The sequence below is a fragment of the Veillonella orientalis genome (assembly GCF_018406505.1).
Taxonomy (GTDB): domain Bacteria; phylum Bacillota; class Negativicutes; order Veillonellales; family Veillonellaceae; genus Veillonella; species Veillonella nakazawae.
The window spans coordinates 432,577-457,337 of record NZ_AP022322.1 but is presented as its reverse complement, the minus strand read 5'-3'; the positions used below and the strand labels follow the sequence as shown (position 1 = coordinate 457,337).

Sequence of the window (24,761 nt, the reverse complement as noted above, 5' to 3'; positions counted from 1 at the left end):
GGTTATAATATAAGAAATACAATTTAAAATAATCTCCTCATAAACTCAAGGGACTACTATCATGAAAAAATATTACCCTTATCTCATTACAGTGAGTCACATGATCAACGACTCCTGTCAAAGTGTGTTGCCTGCCCTCTTACCTCTGTTCATTTATACCTATGGACTGAGCTTAGAGCAAGCAGGTTTTCTCATCTTAGCTAATACAGCATTATCATCATTATTACAGCCTTTACTAGGTTATATTTCAGACAAGATCAATCAACCGCGGCTCATTGCCTTCGGCGTTTTATTATCTGCATGTAGTACAGGTATGATGGGCTTTGTTACCTCTTATGAAAGCCTCCTCGTTTGTGCCACATTAGCTGGCGTTGGCTCTTCCATCTTCCATCCTGAAGGCGCGAAGATTATGAATCGTCTCGGTGGTGGCAAGAAAGGTAAGGCCATGGGCACCTTTGCTATCGGCGGCAGCTCAGGCTTCGCCTTTGGTCCACTCTTTGCAGGTGCCATTGCTTATACAGTTGGGCCTCATGGATTGGCAGCTTTCACCGTAGTAGGTATTATTATATTTACTATATTGTTCGTACTAATGCCTCGTATCGTGGCTCATGCACGTACTATCGACCAAGCAGTAGCTACTGAAAATCCAACAGTGGCGGCAAAACCGTTGAAGAACTACTGGAAATACTTTGGCATCTTGTTCGTTATCATCTTGAGCCAATCAGTAAACTTCCGCGTTATTAATGCGTTTATTCCGATATTCTGGACTCGCGAACTCGGTACAAGCCCAGAACAAGGTAGCTTTGCCTTGACCGTATTCTTTAGTATCGGCATCTTCATGACCTATATTGGCGGTCTATTGGGCGATAAATATGGTCCTATCAAAATTATCAGACTATCCCTATTAGTTTGGTTACCTGCTATGTTCCTATTAACAGAGGTTCCAACCTTCTCACCACTTATCATGATGCCTGTAGCCTACTTGCTACTACTCATGATTGGTGCAGCTAAAGCAATTAGCTACAGCCCAGTTATCGTACTAGGCCAAACATATCTAGCCAAAAGCATCGGCTTTGCATCGGGTATCACCCTTGGCGTGAGCCAAACTATCGGTGGCGTAATCGCTCCTGTCGTAGGTAACCTAGCAGATACCTACTCCCTACCTGTTGCTATGATGACACTCGTGCCATTCCTCGTAATGGGCCTTGGGGCATCATTGATACTTAAAGATCCTAAAAAATTACAATAAAAAAGAATTACAAAAAGGGCTGTAAAACAGCCCTTTTGTTTTATACATATACTATCTACATTAAATCAATATGATTTATTATTTTTAATAGTTTGACGTGGCATAACTAATACAACCATATTAACTGAATGTACAATAATACTTTTTATTTCTCCAGGAAGTAATATAGAACCTAAGAGAAGAAAATTAATCCATAGATACCATTTCGGATTCGTAATACCAATATCAACCAAACGCTTAATACCAATATATTGCGTACCCATATTACAAACTATTAATACAAGTACAAATAATATGGTACCTAACATAGAGTTTATATAAGGTTCATTAAATAAATACCTAACCTGCGGTAACACTACAAGGACAATACTCTCTACAATGAGACTATAGAAGAAAAACCACTTCCTATTTAATGCAGAATAATCCGTTCTCCAAAAGTTCCCACATGTAATAAAATTATAAGAATATAAAAGAACTACTGAACCAAAATATATCACCAAAAACATTAAAACCGTCATCATTTACCTCATACAAGATTATAAAACCGAGTAGCTTACTCACTTTTACCTGGTGTGAAGTAAAGCAAAAGCTGGACTAGCATCATAAGTGACATTAAATCAGGAATATACTTAGATAATATAAGACCCGATATAAATACAACAGGATAAAATAAAGGGGAGCACCATTTCAAATCAACAATTCTTCGCATTCCACACAAAAAGAATTGAGATATACTTATAGCACCTATAATGCAAACTATAATAGCATATAAAAGGTTGCTACTGTCATATACACTAATCTTCAAGCGATAAGTTAAAAATAAACTGAATATAATGCCTATATAGGTAATAATATAGATCTTAAAAAAATCACCACGCCCCATCGGTATCCTATAGTTCCAACCATTGATTCGATAGACACTACCAACTATTACAAATATAAGTGATATAACAAGAATAAAGTACCAAATATAATTTATAAAAAACACCAAAACACCTACTTTATTTCTTTAAAGGTAGTTTACTCCTAATATATGCTACCGTCATAAAGCTTACAAACATTATAGAAAGATTTATAATTCTATAATCATTTCTATATTGAATATTGTTTATCAATAAAATTTCAATCAATGATGTAGCAATTAATATTACTGGTGCAATATAAAATAAAAATTTACTACTTATTTTGACTGGGCCTAACACTGTAGTTATTGCCATAATAATAAAAATTATTGTAAATATACCTAATCCCATTAACGTTGCACCTATAATCCACTCAATATTTCATACATTGTAATCTATATGTTTATTTAATTTATATATCCTATGAATAATAAAAAATATAATCAACATTATAATATCATAGTATACAAGTTAATATACAAAAAAGCCCCCTTACGGGGGCTTATATTTTTAGCTAAATTAGTGTTTTAGCATTTCATTCAAGATAACTACGTCCGTTTCTTTCATACCTTGAGCCACAGTACCGATACTGCGGATGGTATCGTCAACGGTATATGCTACAAGGCCATCGCCTTTTTGGTAGTTCTTGTTAAGGCGAGCTTGTTTATAGCCCATGAACGCGCCATTAAGGGAGATAGCAATTTTACCTGCACAGGATGGTTTTGCTCCATCGCAAACGATACCGGATAAGCTGGCAAGACCATTTACTAAAGTATTCTCAATGATATCCTTGCTATCACCTTTCAAGAAGGCAATACCGGCTACACTTACAACACCAGCAGATACAACACCGCAGTAGGCGGACAATTTACCAATGCCAGATTTAACGTACAGTGTTAACAAGTTAGCAAAGACTAGCGCTCGGTACAGTTCATCATCACTTTTACCAAGTTCCTCAGCAGTTGTAATGATAGGTACCGATACTGTTAAGCCTTGGTTACCGGAGCCAGAGCAAATTACAACAGGCAATGGACACCCACTCATGCGCGCATCGGATCCAGCTGCTGCACGAGCCTTACATTTCGTTTCTAGAGACGGGTTTTCTTCATCCAACAACAAGAGCTGTCCAATATTGGAGCCATAATCGTTAGACAAACCTTCTCGAGAAATAGCTGTATTGTATTCTACTTGCTGTTTGATTTGAGGTATGATGCCAGAAATATCTGCCGTTTTAGCAAATTCATAAATGCTATCAAAGGTCATAGCATATTCTGTTTTTGCGACCTTCTTAATTTCATTGATTGTTTCAGACACAATCTCACCATCTACAGCAACATAGGTTACATTCGTATGGTCATTTTCAATGCGAACCACCGCTGTATGTTCATCTGTTTCAGCAGTGATTTCGATATAAAGATTATCTACACCTTCAGCAAGTGAGACCGTACAGAAGTTAGCATTCAACAATGTGCCAAGCCATTTACGATCTTCATCTGTAGCAGATTCTAGTACCTCTAGCTCACGCTCAGGATGACCTACGATGGCCCCAAGGGTAGCAGCCGCTTGAAGGCCCTTTCGCCCACCAGAGTTAGGAATGACTACGGATTTTACATTTTTTATAATATTCGCGCTGCATCGTGCGTGAATATGGTTAGGAAATTCATCTAAAACAGAGACTGCCTTCGCAGCCGCATAAGCCAATGCAATTGGCTCAGTGCACCCGAAGGCAGGACGCATCTCTGATTGTAATAAGGAAATATAATCCATCTTATACTTCCGCAATAATTTCCACTTCTACCAAAGCACCCAATGGAAGGTCTTTTACTGCTACGCAAGAACGAGCTGGTTTAGAAGTGAAATATTTAGCATACACTTCGTTAAATGCTTTGAAGTCAGCAATATCAGCCAAGAAACAAGTAGTTTTAATAACTTCAGAGAAGTCAGAACCTGCTGCAGCCAATACAGCATCAATGTTTTTGCATACTTGTTCAGTTTGCTCTACGATACCGCTTGCAACAATGGAACCAGTTGCAGGATCGAGTGGAATTTGACCAGAAGCGAATAATAAACCGCCTACTACTTTAGCTTGAGAGTAAGGACCTACTGCTGCTGGAGCTTTGTCTGTGTGAATTGTGTTCATAATAATTCTCCTTTAAAATATAATTGAAAATAATATAAATTATTCTAATGCCGCCATACTCACATTAGTAATTACCTTGTAAATGACATACTTCGTGAAAGCATATCTATAACAAATTATTTAATAGATTTGAAGGCATTGTCAAATATCGTTTTGAAATAATCCCGTTGTACATCAGTTGTTACACCTACGTATAGTACCGGTTTGCCTGGCTTTAACACAAATGCAGCATTTGCATAAAGCGGAGTTTGTACATTTCCATCCGCATATAACAAGCGAGAACTTGCTGCATAAGTTTGATATTTTGTACCAGCCACAGGATGTACTTGTTCCGCATTTTCTACGGTAAGCGTTCTAGGTTTTATAAGCAGTTCACCTGACCGAGTCTTAAGATTAGCATAGCGTTTCGGATCATTTAAAGGTACTACAGTTGTAGTAGTTGGAATTTGCTTGTTAATAGCATTTAACATGAGTTGTTCTGTAACAGGGTCAATTTGGCCTTTATCAAGAGCTGCCATTGCAGCCACAAACATAGGGTCATTAGCCTTATCTTTAGCTACTTTTTGCGCAATTTGTTTAATATCTACCGCTACTAGGAATGCATCTTTTTGGCCTGTTTTATCGGATCCTTGTAATTGGTATACATCAAAATTAGTACCTAAGTTTTGTAGGAACTCTTTTGCCATCATGTTTGCCATTGAAGATTTTGAAGGGTTCTCATTTAATTGTTTCTCTACAAAATCACGGGTATTTGTTTTGGATGCAGAAACAACATTGACATTGTTAGGCACTACCATAGAACCTGCAATGGTTTGTACATCCTTAGCAAAACCTACGCCAGATACAGTTCCCAATAAGCAAGCTGCACAAGCCAATACTTTCAAAGATTTCATATTATTTACCTCCCTTAAGAGATTGCGTTTGATACATATGATTCAACTCATTAGCCCAATAATCATGACTAGAATCATCAGACAGTAAAAGCTGTAAAGATACACCCTTATCGGTAGGAACAGCATAACCAATTAAGGAGTCGGTGTTTCTAAAGCCATCATATATAAGACTACCACGTAAATCACCAGTCACAGCTGTACCATAGCGTGTTTGCACAGGTTTATAGGCCACATGCGTTGCATCTAGGCTCACTTGTTTTGCCATAAAGTCTACATAAGAACGGAATTCTTCTATACTTTTAGGAGATGATTTCTTATCTGTGGCAAGCATTTTATCAAAGGCACCCATAATTTGAGTAGGTAACTTATCATTTATCATTTTTAAGTCTTTAGCTAATTTAGCACCTTCAATGGTGTTACCTTTTAAATTTTGTAATTTTTCTTGAGCTAACTCTTTAGAATAAAACTCTACCGATTTAGAATCAGAAGAATTTTCCGCAGCAGTTTTTACATCTGTGCCCTTCGCCACAACAGTCTTAGCCATGCCTATTACTTGATCTATGGCATTTTTAGAATAGTTGATAACCAGTAATTCACCTACATGGTGACCTTGTTTATCAGTTCCTTGTAATTGATAGTAGGAAAATCCATCTAAATTATCGCCCTTCATAGGTGTGACAGGAACTGGAGCATGCAATTTAAAGTTAACATTAACAGCATCCATAGCCGCTTTATTTGCAGCTGAAATTATTTGACTTTGCTCATTATTTCGCAGCTTTGCATCCGTAGGAACATGTATTACCTCTACTGCTTTCACTGTAGGAGATGTACTGCCATACAAACCATATCCTAAATCTACTGTATCAGCACATGCCACTGCGCCCATGCCAACAGTCAAGCACGTCGCACAAGCCAATGTCATCAATTTTTTATTGAGAGCTCTCATAAGACACCTCACGATTTAACAATACACTATGTATACAGATTATATTCATAACCTGTACTGCATCTATAAGATTTCAAAAAGATAATCTATACTGCATATATTAATTATTATACTATATAGAGATGTATAACTGTATAGTGTAATTTACAACCTATCAGTTCTGCTATACAATACTTAAATAGATATGTAAACATAGGGTATGAGAAATAGAAAGGAGTGCACACTTGGTGTGCTTTTATTATGATACAAGAAATAATTCCACTCACTAGGCCTCGTACATTAGCGGCCGCTTTAGGGCCTACCATTTTAGGTGCATCCTTTAGTTATTACGCATTTGGTGCCGTAAAGGGTACAGGTCTCGCCATTTTCCATACGATTTTAATATTTTTAGCTGTTGTAACAGCTCAAATTGTTGCTAACTTATGGAATGAATATAAAGATTTTAAATCTGGTCTCGATGCGGGGCAGAAGGTCGGCAATGCTGGTTCTATCACCCGTGGTGCCATTACACCAGAGCTCATCGTTACCATGATTAAGGTACTCATGGTTGTACCTATTATCATCGGTCTTTATCTATCGGCAACCATTACTTGGTACTATATTCCAGCTGGTTTTCTTTGCATTCTCATCAGTTTTCTCTACTCTGGTGGGCCAAAACCGATTTCTCGCACACCATTTGGTGAAATTTCCTCTGGTATCGCTATGGGTTTTGCCATCGTCCTCATTACAGGCTATGCATGGACGCGAGACTTATCTTTAGCATTATTAATCCCTGCTATTCCATCTACATTGCTCGTTGGTTCCATTATGCTCACGAATAACATTCGTGATATTCGAAATGATGAAAGCCATGGTCGTCGTACATTACCAATCGTATTGGGTCGTGAACGTGCCCTCAGTTTGATGAGCATCACTTACCTATTCAATTTCATTTGGATCCTTGCATGGATCATCGTAGGTCACATGACATGGTTCTCCCTCTTCGCCTTTCTCGCAGCACCACTAGCTTTCAAAACAGTACATACCTTAAGTACTAAAACAGATGAGTTCCTACTCGACAAAGCTATGGGTACAACTGCAGGGGCTGCAATGATTTACCAAATCATGTGGTCCATTGGACTTATCATAGGTAAATAAGGTTGAACCATAGATTCAATTATTAGCAAATAAGTGTTTACCAATACATACATTAAATACAATAAATAAAATTACATAAAATAAAGAGAGATTTCCAAACACTATCAACTATTTATAGATACTAGTTTGGAAATCTCTTTTTGGTATAACTTTAAGCTATGGAGAACTCGTAACAATTCCTTCTTGATAGATAGGAAATAATTTAGTACTATAAATGTAATATTTTATATGAAATGATTGTAAAAGGAGTGTGTCTAATGAGAAAATTTTTAGCATTAGCAGCTACTGTAATCCTTGGCGGTGCTTTATTGATCGCTGGTTGCGGTAATGACAATAACAAACAAGCTGCTAACAACGGCAAACAAGTATTAAAAATCGGTGCTACAGCAGTACCTCACGCAGAAATTTTGGAACAAGTTAAACCTGTCTTGGCAAAAGATGGTATTGATTTACAAATCACTGAATTCACTGATTACAACACACCAAACATTGCTTTGGGTGATAAAGAAATCGATGCAAACTTCTTCCAACATGTACCTTACATGGATGAATTCGCAAAAGCTCACAACCTTCCACTAGTATCTGCTGGTGGTGTTCACCTTGAGCCAATGGGCTTATACTCCCATCAAATTAAAGATTTAAAAGATCTTCCTAAAGGCGCTAAAATCGCTATCCCTAATGACCCTACAAACGGTGGTCGTGCATTATTGTTATTGCAAAAAGAAGGTCTTATCACATTGAAAGATTCCAGCAATATCTTGTCTACAATTCAAGATATCACTTCCAATCCTAATGGTTACCAATTTGTTGAATTAGAAGCAGCTCAAATACCTCGTTCTCTTGACGATGTAGCTTTAGCAGCTATTAACACAAACTATGCATTAAATGCAGGTCTTAACCCTAGTAAAGATGCATTGGCAATCGAATCTAAAGATTCCCCTTACGTAAACATCGTAACTGTACTTAAAGGCAATGAAAGCGATCCTCGCATCAAAAAATTGATGGAAGCTCTTCATAGCCCTGAAATCAAAAAATTCATTGAAGAAAAATACAAAGGTGCAGTTGTTCCTGCATTCTAAACAATAAAAAGCTAGCCTTAACGGCTAGCTTTTTTATATGCTAATCAAAGTTATATTTAAAGGCGTCTCCATTGAGACGCCTTTTCTATTCAATATTTTATACTATTGTTTTATATAGTTATCCCATTTATGAAATCGGTACCCTACCCCCCAAACGGTATCAATATATTCTTCACCTTGGAATTGCTTATCAATCTTGGCCCTTAACCGATTAATATGAACCATAATAGTTGATGTCTCACCTAATGAGTCTATTCCCCATATACTTTCAAATACTTCTTCTTTTGTAAATACACGATTTGGACTAGATGCAAGAAGAATTAAAATGTCATATTCACGTGGTGTTAAACTTACCTCAGTACCGCCTAGAAAAACTTGATGCGAATCAAGTAATATCTCTAAACTACCAGCAGCAATTTTTGACTCTATCTCAACAGTAGTACCTAAACTATTACGAATTCGATTATAACGCTGAATATGTGATTTAACACGAGCTACCAACTCAGCAGGACTAAAAGGTTTAATCATATAATCATCAGCACCAAGTCCCAATCCTCGAATTTTATCAATATCCTCTCGTTTAGCACTAACCATAATGATAGGTATTTCTTTTTTCTTGCGAATATCTCGACACACAGAAAACCCATCTTTTTTAGGAATCATAATATCAAGAATTATTAAGTCATATTCATGTTCAAGAGCTGCAGCCAATCCATCAACACCATTGGTTTGAATATCTACTTCATAGCCTTCAATCTCTAAATAGTCGCGTTCAAGTTCATAGATACCCATGTCATCTTCAATAATTAAAACTTTTTTCATACTTTTACTCCTTAACACAAGGAAACTCCATTACAATGGATAATCCACGACCATTTTTATTATGTTCCGCATAAATAATGCCATTCATATCTACAACTATTTGTTTTACAATAGCTAATCCAATACCATTCCCATTAGCCACCTCTGTGCGCGCTTCATCAGTACGAAAAAAGATATCAAACAAACGATTTAACATCTCTGTAGGCACGCCTTTCCCATTATCTGAAAATACTAGTTTACAAGCATTTTCAATCTTTGCTGTAGTTATATCAATATGTATAAAGTCATCATATCTATACTTTATGCTATTCGATACAAGATTATCCAAAACCCGATAAAATTGAATCCTATCTATTACTATTAAACTATCTTTAGCATCATAATCTTCATGTAAAACGATATGTTCATGATCATTCAAATTTCGCTCTCTAATATACCCGTAAATTAAATCATCTAATGCATATGTATCTCGATCGTAATGAATTTGTTTTAATTCCAGTTGAGAAAAATCCGATAACATAGTAACTAAATGTTCAATACGCCCTGCCATATCGAAAATCCGTTGCACATAACGAGCTTGTTTCTCTTCTGTATTAGCTACGCCTTCAAGAATACCACTAGCATACCCCTTTACCGATGTGAGTGGTGTTGAAATATCATGACAAATTCCTGCTATCATTTCACGCCTACGCACTTCATAGCGAGATTGCTCTTCATGGGCTTTCATCAATGCATCCTGCATATTATTAAATGCCTCACAAGTAGCCCCCAATTCATCATGATTTCTCACTGCTATATTTTTTGGTACTATCCCGTTTTTAAGATCATCAGCAGCTTGTTTCAAATCCGTTACAGGTCTCAAAATATACTCACCTAAACGATTGGATATATATATACCTATACCGATAATAATAGCTAACAATAGCAAAATCCCAACACCAAAAGCACCTTCTACCAACTTTTTATCTGTTGATTCTGGCCCCATACTTTTAGTCATGAAAGGAATCCTACCAGATCCATATACGCTCAGCCCCGTATTATAAGAGTTCACATAGGTAAATTGGTTACCTTCCCAGTTTAAATAATGATTAGACTCCAAACCTTTCATCACATGTCTAACATTCGACAAAAATATATTAGGCTCTATATTTGGCGTAGCATATACTATTTCATTGTCTTTTAGAATAACTATATCTAAGCCTTGCGCTTCTAAAATAGCACTGCTATCTAAAACATCTCTAACTGTTGTAGATTCTTTTGAAAGCTTCTTATTAATTTGTTCCAATCCTAATTGGAATACCTGTGCCTGAATGCTACTAGGAGCAAGCATCATCCATTGACGGTGCTCTACTGGATTTGTATATCGAATAACACCCCATACTAACGATAAGGCTATAAATAACACTATAAAAGGTATAACAATAATCAGTAAGTTACTAATTATCATCTTTCGCTGTACGCCTAGGCGATTAAACCAGTTAAAAAGCATAGAAACCTCCTTTTTAACTATTATACAAAGTCATTTTCCATCTGTCAGTGTATAGGCAACATTCTTTTTCAAGACTTAATTTAGTCGTTATATTTTCGTAATATCTCTCCTTTAAGATGTATTCATACAAGAAAGTCATCACTAAAAAGGAGATATATATGAATTACGAAATCTTTCAACTTATCAACAACCTAGCAGGTACATATACGTGGCTAGATACAAGTATGATATATATTGTTAAATATCTTTCAATAGTCTTTGCCTTATTACTGATACTCTTATCTGGATTAGGCCTCTATTTTAAAGATAAAAGACTTATAAAAACCTGCATACATACTATCACATTTCTTGGTATTACCATGATAGTTCATAGTATCATTGGTTTCATAGTGCAAGAACCAAGACCATTCGTGACACACACGGTAAATCTACTTATTCCTCATGTTGCTGATCCTAGTTTTCCTAGCACCCATGCTATGGCAATGACTGCTATTTCATTACCAATTTTAGCAGTTTACAAAAGACTAGGTTCTATTCTACTAAGTGGAACCATTTTAACAGGCTTTGCGAAAGTCTTTGTTGGTCATCATTATCCTCTAGACGTAATCATGGGTATCCTCATCACATACTTGTTATTTAAAGTCTATCAAAACTATTTATCTTCCAAGATTGATACGCTATTAAATCACCCTAAATATAATATTTTCCGATTACTCATAAATACAAAACAAAGCCTATATTTTATAAAAAAAGCAAACCAACCATTGAGTAAACAATTTAGCATGAAGGGATAAGGCTATGAAATATGTTATAAAAAATAAGAACTATCATATTTTGATAGTTCTTATTTTCTCCGCCATCATTTATTTTATGGGAAATATGTATCTTAGTATTTCAGATCCTGTAGAATCTAATTATGCGCTAACAGCAAAAGAAATGCTACTAAACCATAATTATTTATCACCACAAATTTTTGGTCATTATTGGTATGATAAACCCATATTTTACTATTGGGAACTCATTGTTGCTTTCAAACTATTTGGTATTTCAGACTTTGGAGCTCGATTTTTTTCCAGTCTATTAGCGCTCTGTAACCTCTATCTAATCTATCGATTTGTAAAATCACAAACCAATCATATAATTGCCATTACAAGCGCTATCATCGTATCTGTTTCCGCTGAATATTGGATTATTGCAAAGTCTGTTATAACAGATATGACACTAGGACTATATTTTAATGCAATCTTAATGAGCTTTTACATAGGATACATACGTCATAAATCTGAATTAAAAGGATATAAACAATATTATCTTTTAGCCTATTTAGCATCTGCCCTTGCCGTATTAACTAAAGGGCCCATTGGTTTCTTATTGCCAGGTCTCATCATATTAATATACCTAGGAATCAGACGAGACCTCAAAGAGTTATTAAGTTTACAAATCTTACCTGGTCTCTTAATACTCCTAAGTCTTGGTGGTAGTTGGTATTACTATATGTATATCACCCATGGAAACGACTTTATCAATGTCTTTCTCGGTGTCCATAATTGGCTACGTGCCACCGTATCAGAGCATCCCAAATTCAATGTATGGTACTATTATATCCCTATAACGATTATCACACTGTTCCCTTGGTCTATCTTATTACCTAAACTGATATATAACAATCGAAATAATTGGTTTATAAATATTCCATTTAATAGCTTCTTAGCAGTATGGGCTGGTACAGTCATAATCTTTTTCTCCTGTATGGCCACCAAATACTCCACCTACACATTTCCAGCACTAACACCATTAGCTATTCTAATGGCCATCATGTGTCATAAACGAATAGCGTTAATCTGTAAAACAGCACTAGTAATCGGGATTACCTATATAGTTCTTACCTTTATTGTCGCCATACCACAAATGAATAAGGCATCCACACCGCATATTAGTCAATACATTAATCAATCTATCAGCGATGATGCCATTATTCTACAGGGCAGTGGGAGATATCGTGTTTCACCTACTTACTATAGTAATCATGAGGTTTATCAACTACTTGGACCAAATCAGGTTGCTCCTGATCCAACCGCCATTTCTTGGAATGCTAAAGAAGTCATGCCATTTATATCTGTGAACAATTTACCGCCAGATAAAAATGTATATCTCCTCATATATAATGATGATAATTTTCCAGACACATTAGATTCCAATAATTGGTCTATGGTATATTCCAACACTGAAGGAACTATTTATCAATTACATCGGTAGAAGAAAAGCTAAACGGCAACAACGCCTCAGTAGAGACAACTTCTATATCACCTTTCAGGTTCCCCATGATAATAATAGGGATATTAAACTCTCCCATAACTTGACGACAAGCACCGCATGGTGCACAAGGCCCTTCCGTATCAGCAACTACGGCAAGGGCCTTAAATTTTGTATGCCCTTCTGATACGGCTTTAAATATAGCAGTTCGTTCTGCACAGTTCGTTAAGCCAAAAGAAGCATTTTCAATATTACAGCCTTCATAGATACTTCCATCCTCACATACAAGGGCTGCACCTACACCAAAATGAGAATACGGACTATAGGTTTTCTCACGAGCTACTATGGCACGATCAATAAGCTTTTGAATTTCCTGTTCCGTCATATCAGTTTCCTTTTCTATCATATGGATTTCCTCATTCCACCATATCAAGAATCGTATCCACCACAACTGGTGCAGTTTCACCAAAGGCAATCGCCTCTAAATACGTTTTCCCCGCATTGGCAAGCAAGCTTTCATCAGAAGCATACAAGGTGGCTATACTTTCACCAACTCGAACAGTATCACCTGTCTTCTTATGCATTATGATACCTGCACTGTAATCGATAGGACCATCCTTAACGGTGCGACCTGCGCCAAGCATAACAGATGCAATACCACATTGCTCGGTGTTCATATGCGTAATATACCCGTCTTGAGGCGCTGTAACATCATAGGTAAATTTTCCGATTGCTAATATGCTTTCATCATCAAGAACTCGGCTATCTCCACCTTGAGCATCAATCATCATACGCAATCGATCTAAGGCGGCGCCAGAGTCGAGTGCCTCTTGTACACGGCTGAGGGCAGTTTCATAATCACATATATGACTCAATACGAGCATGTGGGCAGCCATAATAAGACATTCATGCGTTAAATCCTGTGGACCATGCCCTTTCAACGTATCAATAACCTCGCGAATTTCCAGAGCATTACCAATGGCATGACCTAGTGGTCGGTCCATATCGGTTAAAACAGCCTTAACAGAGCGGCCATTTTCCTTTCCAATATCTACCATAGCTTTCGCCAATACACGAGCATCGTCTAAGGTTTTCATAAAGGCCCCACTACCAACCTTTACGTCTAGCAAGATGGCTTGTGCCCCAGAAGCTAACTTTTTACTCATTACAGAGGATGCAATCAATGGAATACTATCTACAGTACCCGTTACATCTCGCAAAGCATAGAGTTTTTTGTCTGCTGGCGCTAAACCTTCAGACTGACCGATTACAGCTAGACCAATTGTATTAACTTGATTAATAAAGGCTTCTTGGTTCAAGGATACCTTTAAGTCTGGTATGGATTCCATCTTATCGATAGTGCCACCCGTATGACCTAGGCCACGGCCCGACATTTTCGCCACCTTGCCACCACAAGCAGCTACGAGAGGTCCTATGATAAGTGTTGTCTTGTCCCCTACACCACCGGTACTATGCTTATCTACTGTTATCCCATCAATATCGGATAAATCTACCATATGCCCCGATTGTGCCATCGCTAATGTCAATGTCCCTAGTTCACGAGCATTCATCCCATTAAATACAATGGTCATCAACAAAGCACTCACTTGATAGTCGGGGATTTCGCCATTCACATAGCCAGAGATGACAAAGCGAATTTCCTCATCTGTTAATGGTAAGTTAGATCGTTTTTTTAGAATAATATCATACATGCGCATGGTTATACCGCCATTCTAAGAAACCACCTAAGCACTGCCTAGGTGGTTTTCTATTACACTTCTTCGTCTAAATGATCTTTAAGTAGTTCTACTGCTGCACTGGCGCCAATACGGCTGCAACCTTCTGCAATATAGGCTTTCATATCAGAGATAGAACGAATACCACCGGCAGCCTTAATTTTTACATTAGAGCCGATGTGTTTCTTAAAGAGTTGAATATCTTCAATACTAGCACCACTGCTGCCAAAACCTGTAGATGTTTTGATATAGTCAGCACCACCATCCGTAATGCACTTACAAAGTGCTATCTTTTCAGAATCAGTAAGGTAACAAGTTTCAATAATAACCTTTAAGATTTTATCTCCACAAGCTGCTTTAAGCGCTTTAATTTCAGCAGTAACCGCATCAAAGTCCCCTTGTTTTACATTGCCTAGGTTGATGACCATATCAATTTCAGAGGCCCCTTCTGCAAGGGCTTGTTTTGTTTCAGCTACCTTCACCTCTGTCGTTTCATAGCCTAAAGGAAAACCAATAACAGTGCAAACATTAAGATCTGGATACGCTTCATGGGCAGAGGCCACAAAATCTGGGGGAATACAAACCGATGCCGTCTTATAGGCTACGCCGGCTTCACAAATTTCTTTAATATCATCCCATGTAGCTGTAGGACGCAATAGTGTATGATCCACATAAGATAATAATTCTTTACCTAACATAGTGTCTCTCCTTACTAAAAGAACGACATTTGCTCTGGCTCAGGTTCTTTGTGTAAAGCCTCTTGAGCAGCGCGATTTTTGTCATCAATAAATGGTTCTAGCGGTACACCTGTAGCCTTCAATAAATCTGGCAAGCTATTAACGCCCTTAGCCTTAGCCGCCTCTAATACAACCTTAGCACATGTTTCCGCATCATCTAATGCGTAGTGATGTTTAAACTCAACCCCGATATATGCAGCCATTGTATTTAGCTTGTGGTTTACTAAATCTGGCCATACTGCACGTGAAAGTTTCACCGTACATGCATAATCAAGATCAGGCCAAGGGATTCTATAGTAATCCAATGTAGCACGCAATACATTCATATCGAATTTTGCGTTGTGAGCTACCATGATATTGCCTTTTAAATGATTTTCGTAGATAGCATTCCACAATTGATCAAAGGTTTTCTCATGGATAACATCCTTTGGTTGAATACCATGAATTTCAATACATTCATCATCAAAACTCATAAACGGTGGTTTTATAAGACTGTACGCCTTTTTGGTAATCTGTCCGTCCTTTACGGTAATAACCGCCAAGGAGCACGCACTATTTTTAAATTTATTAGCTGTTTCAAAGTCTAATGCAACAAAATCTAACATAGGACTCCTTTCAAATCTATATGTTTCAAAATTTATATATAAGAATTATATTCATTTTCTCCATTTATTATAGCATGAAACAGTCTATAATCTACTATTCAAGGGTGACTAATAGTCACCTCTTTCACATCAAATTTAATTGACAGATGGGCCCTCTGTATGTGAAAATTATTTAGATATATATGTAGTATGGAGGTTGCAAGATGGCAGATGACAGATTAATCGTTGCCCTTGATGTATCCACTATGGATGCGATGAAAGAAATCGTAACATCCCTTGGTGATGCGGTTAGCTTTTACAAGGTCGGCATGGAGCTATTCTACGCCGAAGGAGAGCAAACAGTTCGCTATTTACAAGAGCAAAACAAACAAGTATTTCTTGATTTGAAATTGCATGATATTCCTAATACGGTAGCGCATGGCGTATCTTCCCTAACACGTTTAGGTGCTAACTTGATCACTATGCATGGTCAAGGTGGTCCAGTTATGATGAAAGCAGCTGTACAGGCAGCTCGCGAAACAGCTGAACAATTAGGTGTTGAAAGAACTAAATTGTTGGCAATTACTGTGTTAACTAGCTTTGATGATGAAGCTTGGACATCTACTGGTGGGCAACTACCTATTTCTGACCAAGTTATTCGTTTAGCGAAACTCGCTAAAGAATGTGGCATGGATGGCGTTGTATGTTCCGCCTTAGAAGCTAAGATGATCCGCGAAGCATGTGGTGATGATTTCCTCATCGTAACACCTGGTATTCGCCCTTCCTTTGCAGCAACCGACGACCAAAAACGTATTGCTACACCTGCTAGTGCATTACAAGATGGCGCATCTCGCCTCGTTATTGGCCGCCCTATTACACAGGCTGAAAATCCTCGTGAAGCAGTTCGTTTAATTATTGAAGAAATGGAGAATGTATCCAAATGATGACAGAACAAGAAGTAAAACAATTATTGATCGACACTCAAGCTATTTTAGAAGGTCACTTCCTTTTGACATCTGGACTCCACAGCCCAATGTACGTTGAAAAATTCAATGTATTGCAACATCCAAAATATACAGAAGCACTTTGTAAAGAATTAGCTGAACGCTTCCGTGATCAAAACGTTGAGCTTGTTATTGGTCCTATGACTGGTGGCATCTTACTAGCTCATGAAGTAGGTAAAGCTCTTGGTACACGCGCGATCTTCACAGAACGTGAAAAAGGTGTTATGACATTGCGCCGCGGCTTCAAAATCGAGCCAGGCACACGCGTGCTTATCGTTGAAGACATCGTAACAACTGGTGGTTCTGTACAAGAAGTAGTAAATGTTGTAAACCAATCCGGTGGCGAAATCGTAGGTGTAGGCCTTCTTGTTAACCGTTCTGGCGGTAAAGCAGAATTCGGTGTACCTCACGAAAAAGTACAAGCCTTACTTAACCTCGAAGTTCCTACATACAAACCTGAAGAATGCCCTCTTTGCCAAGACGGCGTAGCTATGACAGAACGCGGTTCCAAACACATCAAATAAAATTATAAACAGATACAAAAAGAGCTCCTTCACTGAGGAGCTCTTTTTGTTTGTGTGTAGTTATTGTGTGTAAGAGAGAGATTCTGATACGAATGTATCACGTAGAGTGTATGGCTCTACGGTGGCCATGAATGCACTTTCATGACCACGTTCTCTATTATTTTATGAAAGAAAAGGACTCATAAAATATGGTTAGTTTTGTGTAGTTTGTGATGTACCTTGATTATTTTGTTGTTGTGGTGCATTACCATTTGGTTGGCCCCCTTGCGGCATTTGGCCAGGTTGACCTTGTTGCCCTTGCGGAGGCATTTGACCATTTTGATGCATATACTGACCATTATTTCGTCCCATACCATCTTGAGGCATCATTTGGTTTTGACCATTTTGGTACATATTTTGACCATTATTTGGCCCCATACCATTTTGAGGCATCATTTGATTATTTCCATCCATCATATGTTGGTCCATATGCATATTAGAACCATCATGTCTATGTGGTTTTCTAAACTGTTGTTCATTGGTTTTCATCCATTCACCAAAATTTGGTAGATCATTTACAGCAAAGGATGTACCTACCCCTACAGCACTGATTACAGTTAGAATGGCAGCAATTATAATTCGTCTCATAGGTCCTCCTTAATCTATATTACTGAAATAACGTTCGCGTACACCACGAAGTTCAATACCAATAAAGATACATGTAAGGCCCCCAAAGAGACCTACACCACCAAGTGCAACTAAAGTTACCAATGATAATGCAGGAAATGCCGTTACATTCTCGAATGGTTGCCAAGAGCTACCTAATAAATAAAGGATAGCCGGTGTAATAATAAATGTTAAAACACCTACAATATATGACAACGCACTACCAATAGATAGTAATGTTTTGGATGCTTTTTTTGCCATGCCTGGTAACTGAGGTAACAAGCGCTCTTTGTAATCTTCAAATCTAGCGTAGATAGCTTCCATATTAACAGATTTACTTTTACTACCATCTTGAGTCAAAGTCTCTGTAATGATACCTGCATCTACATAAGATGCATAGATTTCTTCTGGAGTCCCTAATGATTTAATAATTTCACTATCTGAAAGACCTCTTTCATACCCTATTGCAAAATGCTCTTCATACACCTCAATAATACTTTCAACATCAGCAACGCGTGCTTTTTTGAAAATATTACGCAGTGCTTCTAAAAAACTATTTTTGTTCATTATAGTCGACTCCTTTCAATAGGATATTGATAACACCAGAAAATTCATCCCATTCTTGGCGCATCTTATTGTACGCTGCACGCCCATCATCTGTAATATGATAATATTTTCGAGATGGTCCCGATGAGGACTCTTTTAAATACGTTTCAACATACTTTTCTTTTTTCAATCTATTAAATAATGGATATATAGTTCCTTCTGAAATTTCAATATACTCTGAAATAGTACTAACAATTTCATATCCATAGCGATCGCTTTGTGTTAATAATGCTAGTACAAGCATGTCCATAACACCTTTTTTTAATTGAACTTGCATAGTTCCTCCTTTTGACACTATCAGGCTTGTTCTAGTGAACCCCCAATTCTTGTCAATCAAAATCTTTTACGGTCACTATCATGTACTGGCATATACATAATACCACAAGGTACCTCGAATTGCAAGGTACCTTGCTAAAAAAATAATTGATTTTCTATTACAAAAAGAGTAATTTATTGCCCTATTTGATCAGCACTTGATTGTATATTAGGCGCTTGAGTTGCTCCATTAGTAGGTTGTGTACCTTGTTGAGCTGGTTGTTCTGATACTGCTGCAGAACCTGTTGTAGCCATTTGACCTTGTGACTGAGTTGTTGTATTAGGCATAGGCATATGATTCATTTCATAATCATAGTCTCTATGGTCTTTATAATCCTTTTTATCCTTTTTATCTTTTTTGTCTTTTTGATTCTTATAATCTTTATGATCCTTATGATCCTTATCATCCTTATGATCATTTACCTTCTTATAATCTTTATCGTTATTATAATATTTATCCTTTTGTTGGTCTATGCCATCGTATTTTGGCGTTTTCTTAAATTGTTGTGCATTATCTTGTTTCCATGCAGTATAGCTTGGTAGATCATTCATAACAAAAGAAGTTGCGCCACCTACTGTGCAAATAGCTGCTAAAATTGCTGTAATTATAATTTGTTTCATAGTATCTCCTTAGTTCATTCCATCCAATATTGCAATGTATTAAATTAACGCTTACATACATTATTAAGCTCACTACCAGCATAGATGCATGTCAAGCCACCAAATAAGCCTAATCCCGCAATTCCTGCTAGAGTAACAATCGACACAGCAGGGAGTGGTGTAACATTTGCCAATGGTTGCCATGAACCACTTAACAAAAATAAAATTGCTGGTGTCACGATAAATAGTAGTACCCCGACAATATAGGTGAGAGCACTAGCTACTGTTAATAATGTATGAGATGCCTTTTTAGCCACCCCTGGTAACTGTGGTAACAAAAGAGCTTTATACTCTTCAAGTCGTGCATATATTGCTTGCATATTAACTGTTCTTTTAGTACCTTCTCGGCCGATTTCATCAGTGATAATACCTGCCTCTACATAGGATGTATAAATTTCTTTTGGAGTACCTAGTGATTTGATGATTTGTTCATCATTAAGACCTTTCTCATACCCTACGGCAAAATGTTCTTCATATACATCAATGATACTTTCTACATCTAAAACATTTGCTTTTTTAAAAATAATACGTAATGTATTCAAAAATTCTTGTTTATTCATTATAATCTACCCCTTTCAAGAGCATATCAACAACGCTAGAAAATCCATCCCATTCTTGTCGCATCTGATTATAAGCGACTGTACCATTTGAGGTTATTTTGTAATATTTTCGCGATGGCCCTGTTTGTGATTCTAGCAAATATGTTTCCACATATTTTTCTTTTTTTAATCGGTTAAACAGTGGATAAATAGTACCTTCCGAAAGTTCTATATATTCGGAGATTTTACTGACTATTTCATATCCATAGCGATCATTTTGTGTTAGTAATGCTAGTACAAGCATATCCATAACACCTTTCTTCAATTGAACTTGCATAATTCCTCCATCTAAGCTGTGCAGATCTACCAATATGAAAGCTCTCTTACTGTCACTATCATGTACTGACAAATACATAATAACATAAGGTACCTTGGTTTGCAATGTACCTTGTAAAAAATATTTATTTTTTATTTTTTTAACATAAGAAATTGCCAAAAAAGCAGATGAATACTATGTTTATTAAATAAAAAAATTTTTGAAATTTATATGGTAATGCCCCCAAATGGAGAAAATCATGAAAAAAATTATAAAAAAAACGCATCCAAAAATGAACTGCACCTCCAAAAATTGTGTCCAACTTTTGGGGTGCAGTTCAAGATGAGGATTTTCTATTTATTTTGAAGTTGCTTGGCCTAATTTAAGCTGTGTGCTCTTCATTTTGCCATTATGAGTATAAGATACCAAAACTGTATCACCAGGGCTCTTAGCGTCAATTTTCTCTTTTAATTCTAACAATGTACTAATATTCTTGCCATCAATTTGAGCAATTGTATCGCCTTCTACTAAACCAGCCTTTGCAGCAGGACCATTCGCATCAAGTTGGACAATGAGAAGACCTTCACCTTCATAGCTTACATTGTTACGTGCTGCTGTTTGACGATCTACAGCCCATACGCCAATATAAGGACGTACAACCTTACCATTCTTAATAATAGAGTCTACAACGGTCATAGCGGAGTTAATAGGAATGGCAAATCCCATACCTTCAACGCCTTCTTTAGAGATTTTAGAACTATTGATACCGATTAATTCACCATCTGCATTGATGAGAGCACCACCAGAGTTACCTGGATTAATAGCTGCATCTGTTTGAATCAATGGGAAGCGTTGCCCTTGATCATCAATAGTACGTGCTAAGGCACTGATTACACCAGATGTAACAGAGCCTTTAAACTCTAAGCCTAAAGGATTACCAATGGCGATAGCCGGTTCCCCTACTTGCAAGGAATCAGAGTCACCAATTTTTATAGGTTGAATATCCTTCGGTGGATCAATTTTAACAACAGCTAAGTCTGTTTGTGCATCTGTACCGATAACTGTACCTGTGACGGTAGATCCATTGGACAAGGAAACTGTAACCTCTCCATTTTTAGCACCAGCTACAACGTGATTATTTGTTACGATATGTCCATCATTATCAATCAATACACCAGAGCCTACACCCTCTCCAGCATAGATGGTACGGTTAAAAATATCCTTTTGGAAAACTTGAGTGGTAATTCCCACTACAGCTGGGCCAGATTCTTTTGCCGCTTGAACTACGTATGTATTACGTGTATCTGTAATAGGTTTAGTTTGTTTAGTTTGCTCCTTCACAGTTGTTTGATGTGTAACGGGATTACCAAAGAAATAGTATCCTCCACCTACGCCAATACCGAGGGCTAGCACACAAGCAATAATTGATTTCTTATATTTTGAAAAATTCATGCATATCTCCTTATATCATCTTTTAATGATTTCTTATTGTTATATTTCTTATCATATAAACTGCCAATCGCAATCGAATACACACTGTAACAACAATGTAATATAGCAGCATGTAGCAGTATATAGCTACTTTCACCAAAATCAATTTTATAAAATCAATTTTTGATGAACCTATTATAGTACGCAAGACTTTACATTGCAAGATAACAATTTATTACATCTATTATAAAAATATAATTTCTATAAATAATATGTATCTTGTAATATGTTAAGAGCAACTCTAATTTCAAGGCGATTCAACTGTAGAGAAATTACATAAAAACATATGTATATAAAAATGTACCATATAAAACATAAAGGGCATTCACTAGCCGTCGCTAGGAATGCCCTTTATGCATATAGTTTGAGAGTGTAAGGACTGTTGAGAGAGTATATGTGATCTAGATAAGTTGAGAGAGAACTTATTAAGAGAGAGAAGTTTAGTTGTTTCTTATCTAGAATCAAAAGTCAGCCTTACTTAGATAAGTATACATGGAATATCTAAACTATCAAAGGAAGTATATAAACAATTTTTAAATCTTTGATTATATCTATATAATAACTTCCTATAAACTCATATTTTATCAACAGCCACCAAAAACGTGAGCGTAATATGAAAGTGATTTCAGTTATCAAACAAATTTATAACCAACGCCCCATACAGTAATGATGTGCTTACTATCGGATGGATTATCTTCAATTTCTTCACGTAAACGGTTGATATGAACCGCTACAGTTGCATAATCACCATAAGAATCAAGGCCCCATACGCGAGAGTATAATTCTTCTTTACTAAATACGATATCACGATTGCGCATCAAGAATTCTAATAACTGGAATTCTTTCTTTTTAAGATGAACTTCTTTTTCGTTTACCCAAACTTTCATCATCTTAGGATCAAGACGGATTTCTCCAGATTGAATCGCATTAGTTTCCATTGCATCGCGCTCTGTTAAGCGTTTATATTGTGCCAACATAGCTTTGATTTTTGCAATCAATACAGATGGAGAGAATGGTTTTTCAATGTAGTCATCAGCACCTACGCCGAGACCACGGATTTTATCGATATCATCAAGTCGAGCTGTTACCATAACAATTGGTACACGAACCTTGTCACGAATTTGGCGGCAAACTTCAAAACCATCCATTTCTGGCAACATAACATCAAGGATGATAAGGTCTACAGGAGTATTTAAGGCAGCCTCAATACCCTCCGTACCATTAGTCATAATAGTTACATCATAACCTGCCACCATCAAATAATCACGCTCAATATTGGCGATATCCAAATCGTCTTCAATAATTAAGATATGTTCACTCATGATTCTTCTCCTTGTTTAGGAAATTCTAATATAATACGTAGACCATGTGGTCTTACATTTTCAATCACAACTCGGCCTTCAAAGATTTCCATAATTCGACGAATAATCGACAATCCAAGACCACTACCTTCTTGTGGATTCGTACGAGATGAATCTACACGGTAGAATGGACGCATTAGACGTTCTAGCGATTCTGGTGGTACCCCTGGGCCATCATCACTGATAACACAGTATACAAAATCATCATCACTAGTTACATCAATAACACAATGACCAACATCGGCCATTTTATACTTAGCACTATTGTTCAACACATTTTGTAAAACACGCTGTAACAATTGTGGGTTTGCATTAATGAAAGCATTTTCCGCTGCTATACGGAATTTAATTTCTAGACCTCTTGTTTGATAAGGAGCCAAATGATCTTCTACAAAATCACGTACATATTGACCGAGTTCAATTCGTTCAGATGGACGAGATTCTTTCTTGTAATTCAATGTGGTAATGAGGAATAACTCCTCTAACATCGAATCTAAATCATTAGCACGTTTCAAAATGATTCCCATATAGCGTTTTTGTTGCTCTTCGGTTGGTGCAATACCATCGCGAACGCCTTCTGCATACGCTTTAATCGCTGTTAACGGCGTTCGGATATCATGGGATATCCCTGCTAGTAACTCTTTTTGTTGCTCCTGTTCCATTTCAATCTGACGATTGGCCATTTCTAAGGATTTCGTCATATTCTTAACATGAATCATGATAAAGCGTGTAACAAATCGGTTAATAGCAAAGAATGTAACAATAAACAGTAATATCGCAACTATGATTATGTAGAAGGATACAGATTCCATTAAGCTATCACTACCATGAGTAGCGCGCTTTATAGCAATATGATATACGTAAGCATGACGCCCATCGTATTTCCGCATTTCATATACGAACGTATTATTGGACTGATATACAATACCTTGTAATTCAGGGTTTACATCAATAAGACCAACAATAGCAGAAGCGCTATAGATTTGAGGATTACCATAGCTGTACACCATATTACCTTGATCTAGTACCTCTACATATACTTCCTTTGGATCAAGTAGACTATAGCTAGGCTTTACTAAGCTATCTATTAAGTTGTTTTCTAAACCATAAAAGGTAATTGTTTCAGTGATTCGACTGACACTTTTAAACTGTTGTTCCTGCTCAATACGCAAATAGTAACCGGCATTAGCCAATATGCGCAGACCTGTAAAGTATAGCAAAAATAAGATAATTGCTATCAAAATAGGCACTACAAAGAGCACAACATTGGATATCCAAATCCGTATTTGTAAATTCACAGGGTTACCTCAATATCATAAATATTAGATACTTC

General features: G+C 36.9%; 27 protein-coding genes. 7 read left to right on the top strand and 20 right to left on the bottom strand.

What is annotated here, in order from left to right:
• Positions 1-61: 61 nt before the first annotated feature.
• Entirely contained in the window at positions 62-1,249 is a 1,188-nt protein-coding gene (locus VEIS1202513_RS02035) for an MFS transporter (protein ID WP_213467707.1), read from the top strand.
• Positions 1,250-1,314: 65 nt separating this feature from the next.
• On the opposite strand, the gene VEIS1202513_RS02030 is transcribed toward VEIS1202513_RS02035, so the two are convergent.
• From VEIS1202513_RS02030 to VEIS1202513_RS02010, 5 genes are all read right to left on the bottom strand, one after another.
• Positions 1,315-1,770 carry a hypothetical protein gene (locus VEIS1202513_RS02030; RefSeq protein ID WP_213467706.1) on the bottom strand — a complete coding sequence of 152 codons (456 nt, stop codon included), beginning with the start codon at positions 1,768-1,770 and terminating at the stop codon, positions 1,315-1,317.
• Positions 1,771-2,670: 900 nt separating this feature from the next.
• Positions 2,671-3,918 (bottom strand): L-cysteine desulfidase family protein, encoded by a 1,248-nt coding sequence (locus tag VEIS1202513_RS02025; protein ID WP_213467705.1) that lies wholly within the window; start codon positions 3,916-3,918, stop codon positions 2,671-2,673.
• Position 3,919: 1 nt separating this feature from the next.
• Positions 3,920-4,291, bottom strand: a complete 372-nt coding sequence (locus VEIS1202513_RS02020) for a RidA family protein (RefSeq protein ID WP_105085321.1) — start codon at positions 4,289-4,291, stop codon at positions 3,920-3,922.
• A gap of 116 nt (positions 4,292-4,407) precedes the next feature.
• A complete protein-coding gene (locus VEIS1202513_RS02015; protein ID WP_213467704.1) occupies positions 4,408-5,184 on the bottom strand; it encodes a hypothetical protein in 777 nt (258 codons plus the stop codon).
• A 1-nt stretch (position 5,185) separates the two neighbouring features.
• A complete protein-coding gene (locus tag VEIS1202513_RS02010) occupies positions 5,186-6,130 on the bottom strand; it encodes a hypothetical protein (protein WP_213467703.1) in 945 nt (314 codons plus the stop codon).
• Between the two features lie 240 nt (positions 6,131-6,370).
• On the opposite strand from VEIS1202513_RS02010, the gene menA reads away from it, so the two are divergent.
• Both menA and VEIS1202513_RS02000 read left to right on the top strand, forming a co-directional pair.
• The gene (gene menA / locus VEIS1202513_RS02005; RefSeq protein WP_156719648.1) at positions 6,371-7,267 is read left to right on the top strand and encodes a 1,4-dihydroxy-2-naphthoate octaprenyltransferase; all 897 of its coding nucleotides are present in this window, start codon (positions 6,371-6,373) and stop codon (positions 7,265-7,267) included.
• Positions 7,268-7,524: 257 nt separating this feature from the next.
• A complete protein-coding gene (locus VEIS1202513_RS02000; protein WP_156719647.1) occupies positions 7,525-8,346 on the top strand; it encodes a MetQ/NlpA family ABC transporter substrate-binding protein in 822 nt (273 codons plus the stop codon).
• A 102-nt stretch (positions 8,347-8,448) separates the two neighbouring features.
• On the opposite strand, the gene VEIS1202513_RS01995 is transcribed toward VEIS1202513_RS02000, so the two are convergent.
• Complete coding sequence (locus tag VEIS1202513_RS01995) at positions 8,449-9,168, bottom strand: response regulator transcription factor (protein WP_024066870.1); 720 nt, start codon at positions 9,166-9,168, stop codon at positions 8,449-8,451.
• A 4-nt stretch (positions 9,169-9,172) separates the two neighbouring features.
• Positions 9,173-10,657, bottom strand: coding sequence for a HAMP domain-containing sensor histidine kinase (locus VEIS1202513_RS01990; protein ID WP_024066869.1), 1,485 nt, complete (start codon positions 10,655-10,657; stop codon positions 9,173-9,175).
• Positions 10,658-10,815: 158 nt separating this feature from the next.
• Here VEIS1202513_RS01990 and VEIS1202513_RS01985 point away from each other — a divergent pair, with 158 nt between their 5' ends.
• A complete protein-coding gene (locus tag VEIS1202513_RS01985) occupies positions 10,816-11,451 on the top strand; it encodes a phosphatase PAP2 family protein (RefSeq protein ID WP_024066868.1) in 636 nt (211 codons plus the stop codon).
• A 4-nt stretch (positions 11,452-11,455) separates the two neighbouring features.
• Positions 11,456-12,913, top strand: coding sequence for an ArnT family glycosyltransferase (locus VEIS1202513_RS01980; RefSeq protein ID WP_024066867.1), 1,458 nt, complete (start codon positions 11,456-11,458; stop codon positions 12,911-12,913).
• On the opposite strand, the gene VEIS1202513_RS01975 is transcribed toward VEIS1202513_RS01980, so the two are convergent.
• The 4 genes from VEIS1202513_RS01975 to VEIS1202513_RS01960 are packed head-to-tail and all read right to left on the bottom strand — an operon-like array spanning position 12,891 to position 15,988.
• Positions 12,891-13,316, bottom strand: coding sequence for a cytidine deaminase (locus tag VEIS1202513_RS01975; RefSeq protein WP_024066866.1), 426 nt, complete (start codon positions 13,314-13,316; stop codon positions 12,891-12,893). The two genes, VEIS1202513_RS01980 and VEIS1202513_RS01975, sit on opposite strands and share 23 nt — an antisense overlap.
• Before the next feature lie 10 nt (positions 13,317-13,326).
• Positions 13,327-14,628, bottom strand: coding sequence for a pyrimidine-nucleoside phosphorylase (locus tag VEIS1202513_RS01970; RefSeq protein ID WP_213467702.1), 1,302 nt, complete (start codon positions 14,626-14,628; stop codon positions 13,327-13,329).
• 53 nt (positions 14,629-14,681) lie between these two features.
• A complete protein-coding gene (gene deoC, locus VEIS1202513_RS01965; protein ID WP_213467701.1) occupies positions 14,682-15,344 on the bottom strand; it encodes a deoxyribose-phosphate aldolase in 663 nt (220 codons plus the stop codon).
• 14 nt (positions 15,345-15,358) lie between these two features.
• Entirely contained in the window at positions 15,359-15,988 is a 630-nt protein-coding gene (locus VEIS1202513_RS01960) for a 3'-5' exonuclease (RefSeq protein ID WP_213467700.1), read from the bottom strand.
• Between the two features lie 203 nt (positions 15,989-16,191).
• Between VEIS1202513_RS01960 and pyrF the strand changes: the two genes are divergently transcribed.
• Entirely contained in the window at positions 16,192-16,911 is a 720-nt protein-coding gene (gene pyrF / locus VEIS1202513_RS01955; RefSeq protein WP_156719623.1) for an orotidine-5'-phosphate decarboxylase, read from the top strand.
• On the top strand, positions 16,908-17,495 hold the full coding sequence (gene pyrE / locus VEIS1202513_RS01950) for an orotate phosphoribosyltransferase (protein WP_213467699.1): 588 nt from the start codon (positions 16,908-16,910) through the stop codon (positions 17,493-17,495). The genes pyrF and pyrE overlap by 4 nt, the downstream gene beginning before the upstream one ends.
• A gap of 192 nt (positions 17,496-17,687) precedes the next feature.
• Here pyrE and VEIS1202513_RS01945 read toward each other — a convergent pair whose 3' ends face one another.
• The 9 genes from VEIS1202513_RS01945 to VEIS1202513_RS01905 all read right to left on the bottom strand — a co-directional run bounded on the left by VEIS1202513_RS01945 (position 17,688) and on the right by VEIS1202513_RS01905 (position 24,726).
• The gene (locus VEIS1202513_RS01945; RefSeq protein ID WP_213467698.1) at positions 17,688-18,122 is read right to left on the bottom strand and encodes a transcriptional regulator; all 435 of its coding nucleotides are present in this window, start codon (positions 18,120-18,122) and stop codon (positions 17,688-17,690) included.
• Positions 18,123-18,131: 9 nt separating this feature from the next.
• Positions 18,132-18,707, bottom strand: coding sequence for a DUF1700 domain-containing protein (locus VEIS1202513_RS01940; RefSeq protein ID WP_213467697.1), 576 nt, complete (start codon positions 18,705-18,707; stop codon positions 18,132-18,134).
• The gene (locus tag VEIS1202513_RS01935; protein ID WP_009352047.1) at positions 18,694-19,023 is read right to left on the bottom strand and encodes a PadR family transcriptional regulator; all 330 of its coding nucleotides are present in this window, start codon (positions 19,021-19,023) and stop codon (positions 18,694-18,696) included. Before VEIS1202513_RS01935 ends, VEIS1202513_RS01940 begins: the two co-directional genes overlap by 14 nt.
• Positions 19,024-19,196: 173 nt before the next feature.
• The gene (locus VEIS1202513_RS01930) at positions 19,197-19,682 is read right to left on the bottom strand and encodes a hypothetical protein (RefSeq protein WP_213467696.1); all 486 of its coding nucleotides are present in this window, start codon (positions 19,680-19,682) and stop codon (positions 19,197-19,199) included.
• A 44-nt stretch (positions 19,683-19,726) separates the two neighbouring features.
• Positions 19,727-20,281 carry a DUF1700 domain-containing protein gene (locus tag VEIS1202513_RS01925; protein ID WP_213467695.1) on the bottom strand — a complete coding sequence of 185 codons (555 nt, stop codon included), beginning with the start codon at positions 20,279-20,281 and terminating at the stop codon, positions 19,727-19,729.
• Complete coding sequence (locus VEIS1202513_RS01920) at positions 20,274-20,597, bottom strand: PadR family transcriptional regulator (protein WP_009351870.1); 324 nt, start codon at positions 20,595-20,597, stop codon at positions 20,274-20,276. The genes VEIS1202513_RS01925 and VEIS1202513_RS01920 overlap by 8 nt, the downstream gene beginning before the upstream one ends.
• A 336-nt stretch (positions 20,598-20,933) precedes the next feature.
• Positions 20,934-22,028, bottom strand: a complete 1,095-nt coding sequence (locus VEIS1202513_RS01915; RefSeq protein ID WP_213467694.1) for a S1C family serine protease — start codon at positions 22,026-22,028, stop codon at positions 20,934-20,936.
• A gap of 671 nt (positions 22,029-22,699) precedes the next feature.
• Entirely contained in the window at positions 22,700-23,389 is a 690-nt protein-coding gene (locus tag VEIS1202513_RS01910) for a response regulator transcription factor (RefSeq protein ID WP_005387927.1), read from the bottom strand.
• Positions 23,386-24,726 carry a sensor histidine kinase gene (locus tag VEIS1202513_RS01905; RefSeq protein WP_060924132.1) on the bottom strand — a complete coding sequence of 447 codons (1,341 nt, stop codon included), beginning with the start codon at positions 24,724-24,726 and terminating at the stop codon, positions 23,386-23,388. The genes VEIS1202513_RS01910 and VEIS1202513_RS01905 overlap by 4 nt, the downstream gene beginning before the upstream one ends.
• Positions 24,727-24,761: the final 35 nt, after the last annotated feature.